The organism is Bradyrhizobium diazoefficiens (genome assembly GCF_016616885.1).
In the GTDB taxonomy this organism is placed as follows: Bacteria; Pseudomonadota; Alphaproteobacteria; order Rhizobiales; family Xanthobacteraceae; genus Bradyrhizobium; species Bradyrhizobium diazoefficiens_F.
Genome location: NZ_CP067102.1, coordinates 6,749,372 through 6,763,418, shown reverse-complemented (window position 1 = coordinate 6,763,418; position 14,047 = coordinate 6,749,372). Strand labels below are relative to the sequence as shown.

16 protein-coding genes and 1 pseudogene are annotated in these 14,047 nt (G+C 61.5%); 8 read left to right on the top strand and 9 right to left on the bottom strand.

Features of this window, described 5'->3' with window-relative positions:
• The first annotated feature begins 55 nt into the window (after nt 1-55).
• Nucleotides 56-598: a DUF4112 domain-containing protein gene (locus JJC00_RS31475; protein WP_200474297.1), complete on the top strand. Its 543-nt coding sequence runs from the start codon at nt 56-58 to the stop codon at nt 596-598.
• A 232-nt stretch (nt 599-830) separates the two neighbouring features.
• Here JJC00_RS31475 and JJC00_RS31470 read toward each other — a convergent pair whose 3' ends face one another.
• From JJC00_RS31470 to msrA, 4 genes are all read right to left on the bottom strand, one after another.
• Nucleotides 831-1,124, bottom strand: coding sequence for a hypothetical protein (locus tag JJC00_RS31470; protein WP_148754538.1), 294 nt, complete (start codon nt 1,122-1,124; stop codon nt 831-833).
• A 215-nt stretch (nt 1,125-1,339) separates the two neighbouring features.
• Nucleotides 1,340-1,504 carry a DUF3309 family protein gene (locus JJC00_RS31465; protein ID WP_187436663.1) on the bottom strand — a complete coding sequence of 55 codons (165 nt, stop codon included), beginning with the start codon at nt 1,502-1,504 and terminating at the stop codon, nt 1,340-1,342.
• 108 nt (nt 1,505-1,612) lie between these two features.
• The gene (msrB, locus tag JJC00_RS31460) at nt 1,613-2,032 is read right to left on the bottom strand and encodes a peptide-methionine (R)-S-oxide reductase MsrB (protein ID WP_200469679.1); all 420 of its coding nucleotides are present in this window, start codon (nt 2,030-2,032) and stop codon (nt 1,613-1,615) included.
• A gap of 30 nt (nt 2,033-2,062) precedes the next feature.
• Nucleotides 2,063-2,764: a peptide-methionine (S)-S-oxide reductase MsrA gene (gene msrA, locus JJC00_RS31455; RefSeq protein WP_200469678.1), complete on the bottom strand. Its 702-nt coding sequence runs from the start codon at nt 2,762-2,764 to the stop codon at nt 2,063-2,065.
• Nucleotides 2,765-3,040: 276 nt separating this feature from the next.
• Between msrA and JJC00_RS31450 the strand changes: the two genes are divergently transcribed.
• The gene (locus JJC00_RS31450) at nt 3,041-3,178 is read left to right on the top strand and encodes a hypothetical protein (RefSeq protein ID WP_200469677.1); all 138 of its coding nucleotides are present in this window, start codon (nt 3,041-3,043) and stop codon (nt 3,176-3,178) included.
• Nucleotides 3,179-3,358: 180 nt separating this feature from the next.
• Here JJC00_RS31450 and JJC00_RS31445 read toward each other — a convergent pair whose 3' ends face one another.
• Nucleotides 3,359-4,474 carry an ATP-dependent DNA helicase gene (locus tag JJC00_RS31445; RefSeq protein ID WP_200469676.1) on the bottom strand — a complete coding sequence of 372 codons (1,116 nt, stop codon included), beginning with the start codon at nt 4,472-4,474 and terminating at the stop codon, nt 3,359-3,361.
• A 190-nt stretch (nt 4,475-4,664) separates the two neighbouring features.
• Here JJC00_RS31445 and JJC00_RS31440 point away from each other — a divergent pair, with 190 nt between their 5' ends.
• The 4 genes and pseudogenes from JJC00_RS31440 to JJC00_RS31425 all read left to right on the top strand — a co-directional run bounded on the left by JJC00_RS31440 (nt 4,665) and on the right by JJC00_RS31425 (nt 8,787).
• Entirely contained in the window at nt 4,665-5,792 is a 1,128-nt protein-coding gene (locus JJC00_RS31440; RefSeq protein WP_200474296.1) for a helix-turn-helix domain-containing protein, read from the top strand.
• An 88-nt stretch (nt 5,793-5,880) separates the two neighbouring features.
• Entirely contained in the window at nt 5,881-7,110 is a 1,230-nt protein-coding gene (locus JJC00_RS31435; RefSeq protein WP_200469675.1) for an acyltransferase family protein, read from the top strand.
• 136 nt (nt 7,111-7,246) lie between these two features.
• A pseudogene (locus JJC00_RS31430) lies at nt 7,247-7,825 on the top strand (LLM class flavin-dependent oxidoreductase); the annotation flags it as partial.
• Nucleotides 7,826-8,004: 179 nt separating this feature from the next.
• A complete protein-coding gene (locus tag JJC00_RS31425; RefSeq protein ID WP_200469674.1) occupies nt 8,005-8,787 on the top strand; it encodes a helix-turn-helix transcriptional regulator in 783 nt (260 codons plus the stop codon).
• Between the two features lie 803 nt (nt 8,788-9,590).
• Here the strand turns inward: JJC00_RS31425 and JJC00_RS31420 are convergent.
• From JJC00_RS31420 to JJC00_RS31410, 3 genes are all read right to left on the bottom strand, one after another.
• Complete coding sequence (locus JJC00_RS31420; protein ID WP_200469673.1) at nt 9,591-9,905, bottom strand: hypothetical protein; 315 nt, start codon at nt 9,903-9,905, stop codon at nt 9,591-9,593.
• 33 nt (nt 9,906-9,938) lie between these two features.
• On the bottom strand, nt 9,939-10,241 hold the full coding sequence (locus JJC00_RS38390; RefSeq protein ID WP_246774303.1) for a GNAT family N-acetyltransferase: 303 nt from the start codon (nt 10,239-10,241) through the stop codon (nt 9,939-9,941).
• Nucleotides 10,242-10,591: 350 nt separating this feature from the next.
• On the bottom strand, nt 10,592-11,098 hold the full coding sequence (locus JJC00_RS31410) for a DUF1993 domain-containing protein (protein ID WP_200469672.1): 507 nt from the start codon (nt 11,096-11,098) through the stop codon (nt 10,592-10,594).
• 161 nt (nt 11,099-11,259) lie between these two features.
• Between JJC00_RS31410 and JJC00_RS31405 the strand changes: the two genes are divergently transcribed.
• Complete coding sequence (locus JJC00_RS31405; protein ID WP_200474295.1) at nt 11,260-11,829, top strand: TetR/AcrR family transcriptional regulator; 570 nt, start codon at nt 11,260-11,262, stop codon at nt 11,827-11,829.
• A gap of 24 nt (nt 11,830-11,853) precedes the next feature.
• Here the strand turns inward: JJC00_RS31405 and JJC00_RS31400 are convergent, their stop codons facing one another.
• A complete protein-coding gene (locus JJC00_RS31400; protein WP_200469671.1) occupies nt 11,854-12,096 on the bottom strand; it encodes a DUF1127 domain-containing protein in 243 nt (80 codons plus the stop codon).
• A gap of 176 nt (nt 12,097-12,272) precedes the next feature.
• Here JJC00_RS31400 and JJC00_RS31395 point away from each other — a divergent pair, with 176 nt between their 5' ends.
• The gene (locus tag JJC00_RS31395; RefSeq protein ID WP_246773982.1) at nt 12,273-13,838 is read left to right on the top strand and encodes a winged helix-turn-helix domain-containing tetratricopeptide repeat protein; all 1,566 of its coding nucleotides are present in this window, start codon (nt 12,273-12,275) and stop codon (nt 13,836-13,838) included.
• The last annotated feature ends 209 nt before the right edge of the window (nt 13,839-14,047 follow it).

Genomic DNA, 14,047 nt, shown 5'->3' with positions numbered 1-14,047 from the left:
CGACCTTCCGACGCGGCGCAGCAACCTCTGTTGCGCTCGCGCGTTCCCAATGGCCATGACCATGCCCGACGACGACATTCTCACGCCACGCAGGTCCCGTTCAGGGACGCGATCGCGCGCCGATTTTTCCGGCCGCGAGGCGCGTGGGCCGATCATCGACCAGGACGGCCATGAGATCCGTCCCGAAAGCATCGAGCATGGGTTTCAAGAGTTTCGCTTCGACTTTGGTCAAGGCAATCCGTTCGCCAATCTCACGCGCGAGCAGCGGATTGCGCGGCTCGAGGCGATCGCAAAGCTGCTCGACGTCGCCTTCATCCTGCCGGGCACCAAGATCCGCTATGGCATTGACGGATTGATCGGCCTGATCCCCGTGATCGGCGACATCATCACCACCGCGATCTCGCTGTGGCTGGTGCGCGAGGCCCGTGCCTTGGGTGCGCCCTGGTACATCACCGCGCGGATGCTCGGCAATGTCGCCGTCGACGGCGTGGTTGGTATCGTGCCGTTCGTCGGCGACGCCTTCGACGTTATGTTCCGCGCCAACATGCGCAACGTGCGCCTCTTGCGCCGCTGGCTCGACAAGCAGCCGCGGATGTAAAGCTGGAAGAATCTTGATTGAGGGGGCGAGCGTCAGGCTCGGTGCACCTCTCCCGCTTGCGGGAGAGGTCGGCGCCGGGTGAGGACTTTCGCCTCTTGGGGTTCTCGATCGAGGAGACACCCTCATCCCAGCCCACTCCCGCAAGCGGGAGAGGGAGAACTAAAAAACGCAAAAAGCGCGACAGCCTTTCGGCCATCGCGCTTTCTCCGTACATCGGAGGCTTTAAGAAAATTTATGCCGCGTCGGCGTCGGCCTCGGCGACCGGTTCCGGCTTGCGGTGGCGCGGCAGCGGGAATGCCTCGCTCTCATAGAGCGAGCGAATGCCGTTCTGATCGAAACGGGCTTCCTCGACCTGGAGATACGCGCCGTTCAGCGAATCCGTCGGCAACTGCTCCATCGCGAATTGCACAGCTTCGGCCGCGGTGCCGAACCGACGATAGGTGAAGCCTGCGCGCTTCTTCTTGCGGATCGCGGCGGGGAAGAGCTCGGCGGAGGTGTTGAAGTTGAACGGACGCAGTGGACGCATGGTCAAAGACCTCGTGATCTTGTCTGGGGCTTTAAGCGCGTGGGGTTTGGCAAGGCGGGGGGCCACGATCGGGTGGGCCCGCCGCACATCGCATTTTCGTCCTCTAATATAGGCCGTTTTGACAGAAATGCGACCCCTGCGATGGGAGATGATGAATCCACGCATGGCAGGTCCGCAACTGCGGAAAATTAAGCAATTACAGTGACTTATATGGTTTACAGTTTGCCAAGAAGCAGCAGGACGAGCAACACCACCAGAACGACGCCGCCGATCCCCATGCCGGAATGGCCCATGCCGTAGCCATAGCCGCCGATCCGGCCGGACCAGCCGCCCAGGAGATAGATGATCACCAGGATGATCAGGATGGTCCCGAGTGACATGCCGTCCTCCCTGGCGGCCGCCGGGATGACGCTCAACGGCTGGACCGCCAGTCAAGAAAAGCACATCGGGCCGCCGGGTTCCATCAGGGAACCCGGCGGCGCGCAATATTATTTCGGCTCGAGCTTCAGCGCCGCCGAGTTGATGCAGTAGCGCAGGCCGGTTGGTCCCGGTCCGTCCGGAAAGACGTGGCCGAGATGGCCGCTGCATTTGGAGCAGAGCACCTCGGTGCGGATCATGCCGTGGGTTGTGTCGTGCTCCTCGTCGATATGACTCTCGACCGCGGGCGCGGTGAAGCTCGGCCAGCCGCAGCCGGAGTCGAACTTGGCGTCGGACTCGAACAGCACGTTGCCGCAGCCTGCGCAGACATAGGTGCCGGCACGGTGGTCGTGCTCATACTCGCCTGAGAAGGGACGCTCGGTCGCCTTCTCGCGCAGCACCGCGTACTGCATCGGCGACAATTCGCTGCGCCACTGCTCTTCGCTCTTGATGACCTTGTCGTCTGTGGTTTTCGTCTTGGTGTCGGGCATGGGTCTCCCGTTGTTCTGATGATCTCGCGATCAGTTGGTGGCCTTGCTGGCGCTCACCAGCGTCGGCTTTTCAATGTAGTTATCCGCGAACAGTTTTTTCAGGTTCTCGACCTTCGGGATGTCGTTATAGGCGATGTAGGGCTGGTTCGGGTGCAGCGTCAGATAGTCCTGGTGATAGCCCTCGGCCGGATAGAACGCCTCGAGCGCGCCGACCTTGGTCACGATCGGCTTGCTGAACACTTTGGCGCCGTCGAGCTGGGCGATATAGGCCTCCGCGACCTTCTTCTGCTCGTCGGAGGTGGTGAAGATCGCCGAGCGATATTGCGTGCCGCTGTCCGGGCCCTGGCGATTGAGCTGGGTCGGATCGTGCGCCACCGAGAAGTAGATCTGGAGGATCTTGCCGTAGGAGATCTTCTTCGGGTCGAACTTGATCTCGACCGACTCGGCGTGGCCGGTCCGGCCGCTCGAGACAGTCTGGTAGTCGGCGGTCGCCTTGGTGCCGCCGGCATAGCCGGAGACGGCGTTGACGACGCCGGCGGTGTGCTGGAACACGCCCTGCACGCCCCAGAAGCAGCCGCCGGCGATCACAGCGGTCTGGATGCCGCTTGCGGGTGCTGCGTCCATTGCGGGGGCGGGGATCACGACGGCGTCTTCCGCGGCCCGGGTCGGTGCGGCAAAGGCCAGCGTCAAGGCGGTGGTGGCGGCGAGCAGGGACAGGACGGAGCGGCGCATGGCGGATCCTCTTTCGGAAGGCCTGACAGTTTAGGGCGGTTGAAGGCGGGCGAACAGCCTGCCGGCGGTTTCAGACAAAGGAGATACGGGCAATGGGGGCTGCTGTTACGGGAAGAGAGACACGAGTCCGTGAAAAAAGCCGCATCCCGTGGCCCGGCTTGGCGGGGTGGGGAACTCCGGGGGAGATGAACCGGCGCAATCGCTGATCGACTTGATCTGACATGCTGCGCGTCGTCCCCCCTGGCATTCGTCGTATTCGTCTCCAACGAAATCAAGGTGCCGAAGGTCGAGATCCGGAAACTGTTCGACATCGTCCGCGACGACGTCTGGTCCAACACCAAGCACGTACAGCAGCCGTTTTCGTACGGCTCGCCGCCGGGACGGGAAGATTTTTATTTTGTGGCGGGGAAGTGAGGGGTGCGATTTGCGGAATGCGGCGCCACACATTCAGTGTCGTCCCGGCGAAGGCCGGGACCCATAACCACAGGGAGAAGTTTGGCGAAGACACGGAGTGATCGAGCCTTCCTCGGGTACTAACACCGTCGTTTGCGGATGGATCACGCGGTATGGGTCCCGGCCTCCGCCGGGACGACATCACACCACAATACTCAACCGCTTCGCCGCGCGCGTGATGCCCGTATACAGCCACCGCGCCCGGCTCTCCTGAAACGCAAAGCTCTCGTCGAACAGCACGACGTCGTCCCATTGCGAGCCCTGCGACTTGTGTACGGTCAGCACGTAGCCGTAGTCGAACTCGTCATAGGGCTTGCGCTGCTCCCAGGCGATCGCCTCGACGCCGCCCTCGAAGCAATCGGCGCGCACGGAGACCTTCGTCACCTTGTGGCCAAGATCCTCGTCAGGCGACAGCCGCATGCTGAGGATGCGCGATTTCGACCGCGAGGTGTTGCGCGACTTCACGCGCCAGAGGCCGCCGTTGAACAGGCCCTTCTTGCGGTTGTTGCGCAGGCAGACCAGCTTGTCGCCGGCGACCGGAAAGACATCCTCGATGTTCTGGCGCTGCCGCACCCGCATGTTGTACGCGCGTCGCGTGTTGTTGCGGCCGACCAGAACCTGGTCGGCGGCCATGACGCGATCGGGATCGAGCTCTTTCCGCGACACCACCTCGCTCTCGCCGTAGCGGCCGATGTCGAGCTCGCGGCCCTCGCGGACGTCCATCGACATCCGCACGATCGGATCGTCCTGGGCCTGGCGATGCACTTCGGTCAGCATCGCATCGGGCTCGGTATTGGTGAAGAAGCCGCCGCCCTGGATCGGCGGCAGCTGGGCGGGGTCGCCGAGCACCAGCAGCGGACAATCGAACGACATCAGGTCGCGGCCAAGTTCGGCGTCGACCATCGAGCATTCGTCGATCACGATCAGCTTGGCCTTGGACGCCGGCGCGTCGTCCCACAGCTCGAAGCTCGGCTGCTCCTCGCCGGATTCGCGGGCGCGGTAGATCAGCGAGTGGATGGTGGAGGCGTCGTCGCAACCCTTGTTGCGCATCACCAGCGCTGCCTTGCCGGTGAAGGCGGCAAACTTCACCTCGCCGTCGACGCCGTCGGCGATGTGCCGCGCCAGCGTGGTCTTGCCGGTGCCGGCAAAGCCGAACAGGCGGAAAATCGGCGGCGTGCCGTTGCGGCCGGGTTTGGCCTTCAGCCAGTCGCCGACGGCCTTGAGGGCGGCATCCTGATGCGGTGAGAAATTGGTCATATCTGTCTTGAGGAGGGGCGAAACGAGGCGATTCGCCATCTCCCAAAACTAACCATTCGCTCTGATGGTTCAAGCGGTACCCGGACTTGCGAGAGCAGCCCAACACCCGCAAGCGCAAGTTTAGATTGTGCGCGCGCGAAGGCGATGCGAAAGTTGATCTCTCGAACGGAGACTGTAAATTGTGAACGGAATGGGACTCGCGGCCATCGATCTCGGCTTTCGCGGGGCAGCGAGCGGCGTGTTCCTGCTGATCACTCTCGTGACGCTGCAGCGTCGTGTCACCAATCAGAACGCTTTGCTGGGCATCGCCATGTGCGCCGGAGGCATGTTCTATGCGATCGTGACCGCGCCGTTCTTTCCCAAAGCGTCCTGGTGGTGGACGATGCCGATTGTGTCCTCGCTCGCGGCCGTATTCTGGTTGTGGGCGCGTGCAGCGTTCGATGACGATTTTGTGCTACGGCGCTGGCACGGCGCCCTCTGGCTGGCCATCGTTGCCTGGGGATTTGCAGTGTCGCTCAGTTGGCCGCAATGGCCCGCTTTGGCCAAGTCCGGCGGCAAGGTCCTGTCATTGGTCGTCCTGGGGCTCGCGCTGGCCGCCGCGCTCCAGACGGTCAAGACCTGGCGCGTGGATCTGGTGATGCGGCGGCGCCGGCTGCGGTTGGCGGTGCTCGCCATCAATGTCGTGACCATCGGACTCGTCGCCGTCGCGGCGTTCGCCGATATTGCTGTTGCGGCGCCCGGCGCCTCCGGCAGTCTGCCGACCGCGCTCAGCCTGTTCGTGGTGTCGATGCTCGTGGCCCTTGGCGTACTCAGTCCGCCGGCGGTGACCGTCAACGACGCCACGGCCGCGATCGCATCCGGCGAGGCGGGGAGGCCAGTCCCTGTGGCCGATCGCGCCGCAGCGGGGAAGGTCGCAGTCGATCCCGTCCTGCTGCGGCGTCTCGACCATCTGATGACCGTGGAGCGAACCTACCGGCAGGAAGGTCTCGCGATCGGCGCGCTCGCCGCGCGGCTCGACGTTCCCGAGCACCGGCTGCGTCAGGCCATCAACGAAGGGCTGGGCTATCGGAACTTCAACGCGTTCCTCAACCGCTACCGCATCGAGGATGCCAAGCTCGCGCTGTCCGACGTGACGCAACGGGAGGTGCCGGTGCTGACCATTGCCATGGATGCCGGCTTCCAGTCGATCGGCCCTTTCAACCGCGCCTTCAAGGCCGAGACCGGCGTCACCCCGACCGAATTCCGGCGCGAGGCGCTGAGCCGGCCGGAAACCGACCGCGATATCGAGATCAGCCAGCCGCGCCGAGAAATCGGCTAGCCGATTTTTGGATCGGGCGAGAGCGCCGTTGGCCGATCGGGCAGATTGGCGGGCGAGAAACCCCTCGCCAGCCATCACGAGCTCATCCATGTCCCAAGCGACGACCGCCGCACCTGTATCGGAACGATTGCACGCCCTCGATGCGCTCAGGGGAGGTGCCCTGCTGCTCGGCATCGTCCTGCACGCGGCAATGTCGTTCGTGCCTGTCTCGCCCCGGATCTGGTTCATCCAGGACACCCATCCAAGCCTGCTCCTGGGCCTGCTGACCTTCGCCATCCACGTTTTCCGGATGACGACGTTCTTCCTGATGGCGGGTTTCTTCGCCCGCATGAGCTTTCATCACCGGGGCGTCAGGGGTTTCCTCCGGGACCGGCTGCAGCGAATTGGGCTGCCGCTCGTGATCGGTTGGCCAATCCTGTTCGCGTCCATGTACCTGATCGCGATCTGGGCGTCTCACTTCCCGAATGGCGGGTGGTCCCGCAGCTGGCCGCCGGTGCTGCCGAATTTCCCCCTGACCCATCTCTGGTTCATCTATGTGCTGCTCGAGCTCTATGTCGCCATGCTGCTGCTGCGCGGCGCATTTGTCCGGCTCGACAAGTCAGGCATCTGGCAAGCGGTGATTGACCGTGCCTTCGCACGGATCATGCGCAATCCGCTGGCGCCGCTGGTTCTGGCGATCCCGATCGGCATCGCTTTCTGTCTCGACCAACGCTGGATCAATGTGATGGGTGTAAGGACGCCGGATCAATCGCTCATGACCAACGCGCAAGCCTGGATCGGCTTTGGCACCGCCTTCGGCGGCGGCTGGCTGTTGCATCGGCAGATCGGTCTGTTGCGGCTCCTCGAGCGGCGCTGGCTTGCGCATCTCCTGCTCGCGGTCGGCCTGATCCTGATCGGCTTCGTGCTATCGGGCGTCATGTTCTCCGCGCCGGGTGCGCCAAAGCTGCCGGTCAGCTTCGCCGCGCTCCGGCTTGCCTCCGCCATCCTCTACGCGCCGGCGATATGGATTGCGACCTTCGCGGTGATGGGACTCGCGCTCCGCTTCATGTCGGGCTTCAGCCCGGCCTGGCGCTATCTCGCAGATGCCTCCTACTGGCTCTATCTGATCCATCTGCCGATTGTGACGGTGCTGCAGGTCGCGCTGTCGCAGCTCGACTGGCCCGCCCTGGTCAAGTTCGCCGTCATTCTCGTCGTCGCGATTCCGCCGATGCTGGCGAGCTATCATCTCTTCGTGCGCTTCACCTTCATCGGCGCGGTGCTGAATGGCCGCCGCGCCGAAAAGCGCGTTCTCCCGCATGGCGGAATTGCGACTGCGTAGACAGCGCCGCCTCGCGCATTAAGATGCCCGCAACAAAAAATAAGCGGGCAAGAAAACTTGGGAGAGACCGCGTCATGAAGTTCGGCATCTTCTATGAGCTGCAACTGCCGCGGCCCTGGGTGGCCGGCGACGAGCGCATGCTTACTACAACGCCATGACCAAGCGGCTGCACAAATTGGCTGACTACGAGATCAATCCGAACATGGCGCTGGTGTCGTTCTTCATGTGCGCCAGGACGGACGAGGAAGCGCGTGCGCGCGCCGACGGCGCCACCTTCTTCCAGTTCGCGCTGCGCTTCTACGGCGCCGCGCAGAACCGCCAGCGTCCCGCGCCCTACACCGTCAACATGTGGGACGAGTACAACAAATGGAAGCGCGACAATCCGGAGGCGCAGGAGGCGGCCTTGCGCGGCGGCCTGATCGGCTCGCCGGAAACGATCCGCAAGAAGCTGAAGCGCTTTCAGTCGTCGTATATCGACCAGGTCATCCTGCTCAACCAGGCCGGCAAGAACAGCCACGAGCACATCTGCGAATCGCTCGAGCTGTTCGGCCGCGAGGTGATGCCGGAGTTCCAGAACGATCCGGCGCAGGCGGCGTGGAAGCAGGGCGTGATGAGCGGCGAGATCAAGCTGGAAGAGATCGACACCGAGGCCTTCACCGACCGCTACGGCAAGCTCGCCATCAACGTCGCGCCGGCGAAGGCGGCAGCGGGGTAGGGAGCGGGACCGTTCTTTCTGCAGCGGCGTGGGCCCCGGCTCAGCAGCGCACCGCTGAAGAAGCGCTGCGCTGCTGCGCAGAGCCGGGACCCAGAAGCGTCATACGCCAGTTCGGCCGACTTCCAGCTAACTCCCACTGCTGCTATCTTCCGCCAAAAGAACTTTGGCGGAGGATCCCCATGCGGCCCCACGCGATGGCCTCAAATCCTGCGGTCGGCGACGTCACGCCCGCGGTGCTCGCCATTGGCCGTCCGGACTTCCCAAACATCCTCATCGACACGCTGCGCCGGCAGGCCGGCGTCGGCCATTGCATGGTGTTTGCACTCACGCGCGCCGGCGCGGCGCGTTGCCTGCTCGATGTCGGCAACATCCCGACCGGCGGCGATCTCGGCGCGGCCTATGCCGGGCAATTCCACGAATCCGATCCCAATCGCGATACGCTGTTCGAAGGCGAGGGCAGCGCGCCGATCGTGTTGCCGTCGTTCGCGCCGCGCATGTATGGCGCACGCTACCGGAAAATCTTCTTCAGCGATTCGGATATCGTCGACAAATGCGCGACCGCGATCTGGGTCGACGACACCTGCTTTTATGTGAATTTCTACCGCATCACGGCGCAGGGCCGCTTTGGCGACGCCGAGCGTGCGCGGCTGCAGGCGATCGCGCCGGCGATTGGCGCCAGCGTCGCACGTCATTTCCAGCAGGCCGCGACTGCAACGCCCGACCAGAACCTCGCCGCGCTGTTTGCGACGCGCGCGCCGCTCTCCGCGCTGACGCCGCGCGAGCAGGACGTCTGCCGCCGTATCCTGCTCGGTCTCAGCTCGCAGGCGATCTCGCAAACGCTCGGCATCAGCGTTCATTCCACCCTAACCTACCGCAAGCGCGCCTATGAGCGGCTCGGCATTTCCGCGCAGAACGAGCTGTTTGCGATCGTGCTGCGGCTGCTCGGAGGGCCGCGCGCCTGAACTAAGGAGGACTCCAAGTCCGCGATACCTGCTTGCGAGAGCAACGCGGACACGCGGTCCGCCCACCAGCGTCGTCGTGCTCCGATACGGCTGCTTGTTCGCTATCTCCTTAAGGTCGAGGCAATCAATCCACGCTATTGTCTCGCCGGTGTCCTTCAAGATGGTAACGGTTGGCACCAAGGATAATGTCTGGTTACTTCCTCACTGCCTGTGTGATCGTGGTAGCCTTGAGTTTCGAGGCATCGTTTCGCCGATCCCGGAATCTATCACGGAACTCTGAGCTGCTTGGCCCGGCCCAGCGGCTCGCAGTTCGGCGGCGTGCGCTTTGGCCGGCAGGCGGCGGGCTAATTTGCATGCTGCTGGGGTGGATCGTGCTTCATTTTGTTCAAGACAAGCTTGTTCTCTATCTAATAATGCTTAGTGCCTCTTTCTTAGCCGGATCGTTTCTTGGCTTTATGGCCGGGACGGTGAATCGGGTTTGAAGCGCCGCGATCAACGCAAAGCGAAAAAAATGCATCGGGCTATGGCCGCCGACAAGCGACCATGACTTTGTCATTGTCCTGTTGATGTCCAGTTTTGGCCCATCAACGACATGGCGGCACGCCACGTTGAGGTGCGTTCTAAAGACGCTTCCACTCCTGAACGACAATCTGGAAGTCGTCCTCATGCAGACATCCCTCTTGGCTCACCTCGCCTCTCGCTTGTGACAGCAGCAGCCGAACCGTTGGTCACCGGTTGAGGCGGTTCATGGGTGCGCCGAAAGCGCCTCCGCTTGACTACCTCCTAATGGTAGCCGCCAGGATCTACCGTTTGTTCGCGACGATCGGCATCATGCTCGCCGTGAACGCGCGAGACATCAGTGTTAGTTCGGGTGCCTCATGATGAGAATACTGGTTGGCGCTTCGATACTTCTTGGCAGCCTTGTGATCGCTGCCGAAGCGCAAAACTGCAGGCAATATCCGCCAGGACCTTTCCGCTTTCAGTGCAAGGCGGCGAGACATCCGGAAATAGTCGAGAAAAAGGAAGAGTGTCGCGACGAGGCCCGTGCGATGGGTTTCTTCAAAGCTAAGAAAGACCCGGCATTTAAGGATTACGTCCACGCCTGCATGCACCGTCATTAGGCTGATCCGGGAGCCACGAGCCGTAATAATTCAGTGCCGCGAGAGATCATTTGCCATAAGAACCGAGTCGTAGTAGCGGCCAGCTTGCTTCAGAGCGTTCTTCTCCACGCCGTACTCCAGGAAGCCCAATCTCGCGTAAAGCCTCCGCGCCTGTTCATTGTCCGCCACCACGCTGAGCTGGATCAGCTCAACCTGCTGACGGGCGTGATTGCATACCGCTTCGACCAACCGTCGACCGACCTTGGCATTCCTTGCGGCGGGTCGAACGTACATTCCCCAAAGCGCGCCTTTGTGAGCTTGTTTCTGGCCCTGTTGGACAGCAAAGCCGACAATGCCGACGAGCTCGTGTCGCGGAACGCGCCGAGCACTGTAGAGCTGCCGAGCCGATCCGAGAACAAACTCAGCGGCTGAGCATCTTCAACCTCGAAGGTGCTACCGAACGCTTCCGGGTTGGCTTGGAGAGCCTCCAGTCGAATGTCTCGATAGAGGACTGCGTCCTCCCGTGCGAGGCGACGTATCTCTATGTCGTCGTCGGTCATCCTTCGTCTTCACCAGCAGGCAGGGAATATTCCTCGTGAGTTGCACAAGATAACTTCTGCGACACCGCAAATCCAGAGAAGCTCGACTTTCGATATTGGTCCATAGCAGAGGGCGCCGTCGCGGCGCCCTCCGCGAAGTTCGCCTCAGATGCCGCGGAGGAAGTCTATCTTGCCGATCTCCACCCCGTTGTGGCGGAGGATCGCGTAGGCGGTGGTCACGTGGAAGTAGAAATTCGGGATCATGAAGCCGAACAGATACTGCTTGGCGGGGAAGGTCATGTCGTTGCCGCCGAGCTTCTGGGTGACGGTGCGATCCTCGGCCCCCGCGAACTTCTCCATCGGCACGCTCTCCAGGAAGGCGACGGTCTTGGCGAGGCGGCCCTTCAGCTCCGCGACGGTCTTGTCCTCGTCGGGGAAGCTCGGGATGTCCATCTGGGCCAGGCGCGCCGCGCCGCCCCTCGCTGTTTCCGTGGCGCGATGGATCTGGGTCGAGAAGGGCAGCATGTCGAAGGCCAACCGGCTGCCCACTAGGACGGTCGGGTCCACCTTCTTGCCCTCGGCGTAGGCCACTGCCTTGTCGAGGATGGCGTCGAGATTCTTCAGCGAGCGCACCATGCCGGGAACGGTGGCGTCGTACATGGACAGGGACAAAGCAAATCTCCAGATAGAGTGACCAATTTGGCGCTCGTCAAAATGATCCTTTCGCGACGCGCCCCGGCGCCGCCACCGTCGCGGGCCTCATTTACTATGGTGATCACCATAGTATGGCGATCGCCATAGTCCTGTCAAGCGAGGCGTGTTACGTTTCCGACATGCCCCGTAAAACTGACGCCCGCGCTCGCGCGATTGCCACCGCCGAACGACTGTTTCGCATCCAGGGCTACGCTGCGACTGGATTGAACCAGATCATTGAAGAAAGTGGCTCGCCCAAAGGATCGTTCTACTTTCACTTTCCGCGCGGCAAGACCCAGCTGGCGGAGGAAACAATCGATCTTTACCTTGCGAACAGAGCTGCTGTGTTCCGGCATATCTCAGCGAATACGACAGGCGATGCTCCGAATTTTTTTCATCAGATTTTTGGGGCAATCGCGGCCGAGATGATTGTCGACGACTTCCAGTATGGATGTCTCATGCAAAATCTGGCGAATGAGCTATCCGTGCTGGACGCCGAGCTGACCAAACGGGTAGCGCGCGGATTTGTTGATTTGACCGAGATTGTTGCAGAGCATCTCCGGGGGTGCGGTTTCGCTGCCGCGCGCGCATCCTCTAGCGCAGCCGCATTGGTCGCCGCCATCGAAGGCGCACGAACGATTGCCCGTGTGGAACGCGCGCCGGTTGTATTCGAGGCGCTGGCGGATATCTTTTGCCAAAGGTGCCTGTGATCTTCCTCCGAAGGAGTGGACGAGTCATCCGACCGATCTTATGCCTCGCGGGTCGGTATTTCGGTTCGAGGCCACGTAGTCGATCTCGCCAAATGCAATCCCGATATCCATGAGCTCCCGATCGCTAAGGCTGCAGAGATCGCGCCGCAGTCGCTCCCATTTCCGCCACTCTTGAAAAGCGGTCCAACAATTCTCGAAAGCGCTGACATTGCGTCGCTGCGAAATGGCCCTCTGGACCAAGTCCGTTGTCTGAAAAATCGTGCTCATTGCAGCATCCTCGGGTATGTTTCCACCCGGACAAGCTCGCAAGATCCGGCCCAGCGCGCTTGACCTGCTGCTTACATTTTCCTTACGGGCGGCTTATTCTTTAACTTTTCAGGTGTTGCCAACTTTCCAGGTGTTGCCCGGCCTGACCGGCGACCGCCCTAAAGGGATTTCGCGTCTTGCGCTATCTCTTCGAACACTACGAACTAGATTCCGGCCGTCGCGAGCTATATCGCGACACAAATATCGTCGCCCTGACGCCACAGGCCTTTGACCTGCTCGACTATCTCATCCGCAACCGCGAGCGCGTAGTTGGCAAGGACGAACTCATCACAGCCATTTGGAAGGGGCGGTGCGTGTCGGATGTCGCGCTGACGACCCGGCTAAATGCCGCTCGGTCCGCAATTGGCGATTCCGGAGAGAAACAGCGGTTGATCAAGACGCTGCCGAGGAAGGGCTATCGCTTTATCGGTGCGGTGCAAGAAACCCCGACCGCAGCAGTGACCGAACCCCAAAGGGACACGGCTCAGCCCGCCTTCGCACTTCCCGACAAACCGTCGCTTGCCGTTCTCCCCTTCACCAATCTGAGCTCAGATCCGGAGCAGGAGTATTTCGCCGACGGGATGGTCGAGGACATCATCACCGGCCTTTCACGGTCCAAATCGCTGTTCGTCATCGCGCGACAATCCACTTTTACCTACAAGGGCAAGGCTATCGACATCAGGCGGGTCGGGCGCGAGCTAGGCGTTCGGTATGTGCTCCAAGGCAGTGTGCGCAAATCCGGCGATCGAGTTCGCATTTCGGGGCAGTTGATCGAGGCCACGACGGGGGCCCATCTTTGGGCGGACCGCTTCGACAGCCAGCTCAACGATATCTTCGATCTGCAGGATCAAGTGACGAGCAGCGTGATCGGCGCCTTGTTTCCTCAATTGGAGCGCGCCGAGATAGAGCGTGCAAAACGTAAGCCAGCCGAAAATCTTCAGGCTTACGACTATTATCTTCGTGCACTCTCGAGCTTCTATCAATTCACCCGCGACCAAAACATTGAAGCCCTCCGACTGACGCGGCTTGCTGTCGAAGTCGATCCCGGCTTGGCCGCCGCATACGCGCTTGGTGCTTATTGCTATCTGCAGCGGAAGGTTTTCGGCTGGACGATCGATGCGGATCAGGAACGGAACGACACCCGACAGTTGGCAAGGCGCGCAATTGAGCTCGACAAGGAAGATCCAACCGTTCTCGTGAGGGCCGGACAGGCTATTGCCGCTGTACTGTACGAGATCGACGATGGCGTGACCCTCGTCTTCCAAGCGTATGAACTCAACCCAAATCTGGCTGTCGCACGATATACTATCGGCTGGGAACACATACGCCGCGGCGATGTAGAGGCGGCGCTGAAGCAGTTTCACTCCGGGCTGCGTTTGAGCCCTATGGATCCGTTTCTTTTTCTGATGCAGACCGGAATAGCGTTTGCGCATTTCTTGACAGATCGATACGAGGAAGGGTCGTCATGGGCGAAATCGGCCGTTCTGCACCGGCCCAACTATCTAAACGCACAATTCATTCTGGCGGCATGCCATGCAATGTCCGGAAGGGTCGAGGAAGCCCGGATGATCGGCGCGCGCTTGACGGAAGCGAGGCCGGCTCTGCGCATTTCCATACTCGTTCCCAAGCTTGCTAGAATTTACACGCCGGAACACCTCGAAAGGATAGCGCGAGCTTGTCATATCATGGGCCTACCCCCATGATTGCGCACGGTGTTCAGGAAATGCTGATCTCATTCCAATTCGCATCACCGTGCAGCATTGAATGCCAGCTTCTGGGCCCTTAACGAACGTTCGCTCATGCGTTTGTCGATGTCTGTCGTTGGGGGCTATAAGGACCTCGCTATCGCGACCGCGCACCAACTTGTGAAGACGCGCCCTGATGTCTGTCCCTATCGCTTGGGACAGACGCC

Coding starts and splice junctions, on each gene's coding strand:
- JJC00_RS31475 (WP_200474297.1), top strand. CDS start 56: ATGACCATGCCCGACGACGACATTCTCACGCCACGCAGGTCCCGTTCA.
- JJC00_RS31470 (WP_148754538.1), bottom strand. CDS start 1,124: ATGCGTCCACTGCGTCCGTTCAACTTCAACACCTCCGCCGAGCTCTTC.
- JJC00_RS31465 (WP_187436663.1), bottom strand. CDS start 1,504: ATGTCACTCGGGACCATCCTGATCATCCTGGTGATCATCTATCTCCTG.
- msrB (WP_200469679.1), bottom strand. CDS start 2,032: ATGCCCGACACCAAGACGAAAACCACAGACGACAAGGTCATCAAGAGC.
- msrA (WP_200469678.1), bottom strand. CDS start 2,764: ATGCGCCGCTCCGTCCTGTCCCTGCTCGCCGCCACCACCGCCTTGACG.
- JJC00_RS31445 (WP_200469676.1), bottom strand. CDS start 4,474: ATGACCAATTTCTCACCGCATCAGGATGCCGCCCTCAAGGCCGTCGGC.
- JJC00_RS31440 (WP_200474296.1), top strand. CDS start 4,665: ATGGGACTCGCGGCCATCGATCTCGGCTTTCGCGGGGCAGCGAGCGGC.
- JJC00_RS31435 (WP_200469675.1), top strand. CDS start 5,881: ATGTCCCAAGCGACGACCGCCGCACCTGTATCGGAACGATTGCACGCC.
- JJC00_RS31425 (WP_200469674.1), top strand. CDS start 8,005: ATGCGGCCCCACGCGATGGCCTCAAATCCTGCGGTCGGCGACGTCACG.
- JJC00_RS31420 (WP_200469673.1), bottom strand. CDS start 9,905: ATGACGGTGCATGCAGGCGTGGACGTAATCCTTAAATGCCGGGTCTTT.
- JJC00_RS31405 (WP_200474295.1), top strand. CDS start 11,260: ATGCCCCGTAAAACTGACGCCCGCGCTCGCGCGATTGCCACCGCCGAA.
- JJC00_RS31400 (WP_200469671.1), bottom strand. CDS start 12,096: ATGAGCACGATTTTTCAGACAACGGACTTGGTCCAGAGGGCCATTTCG.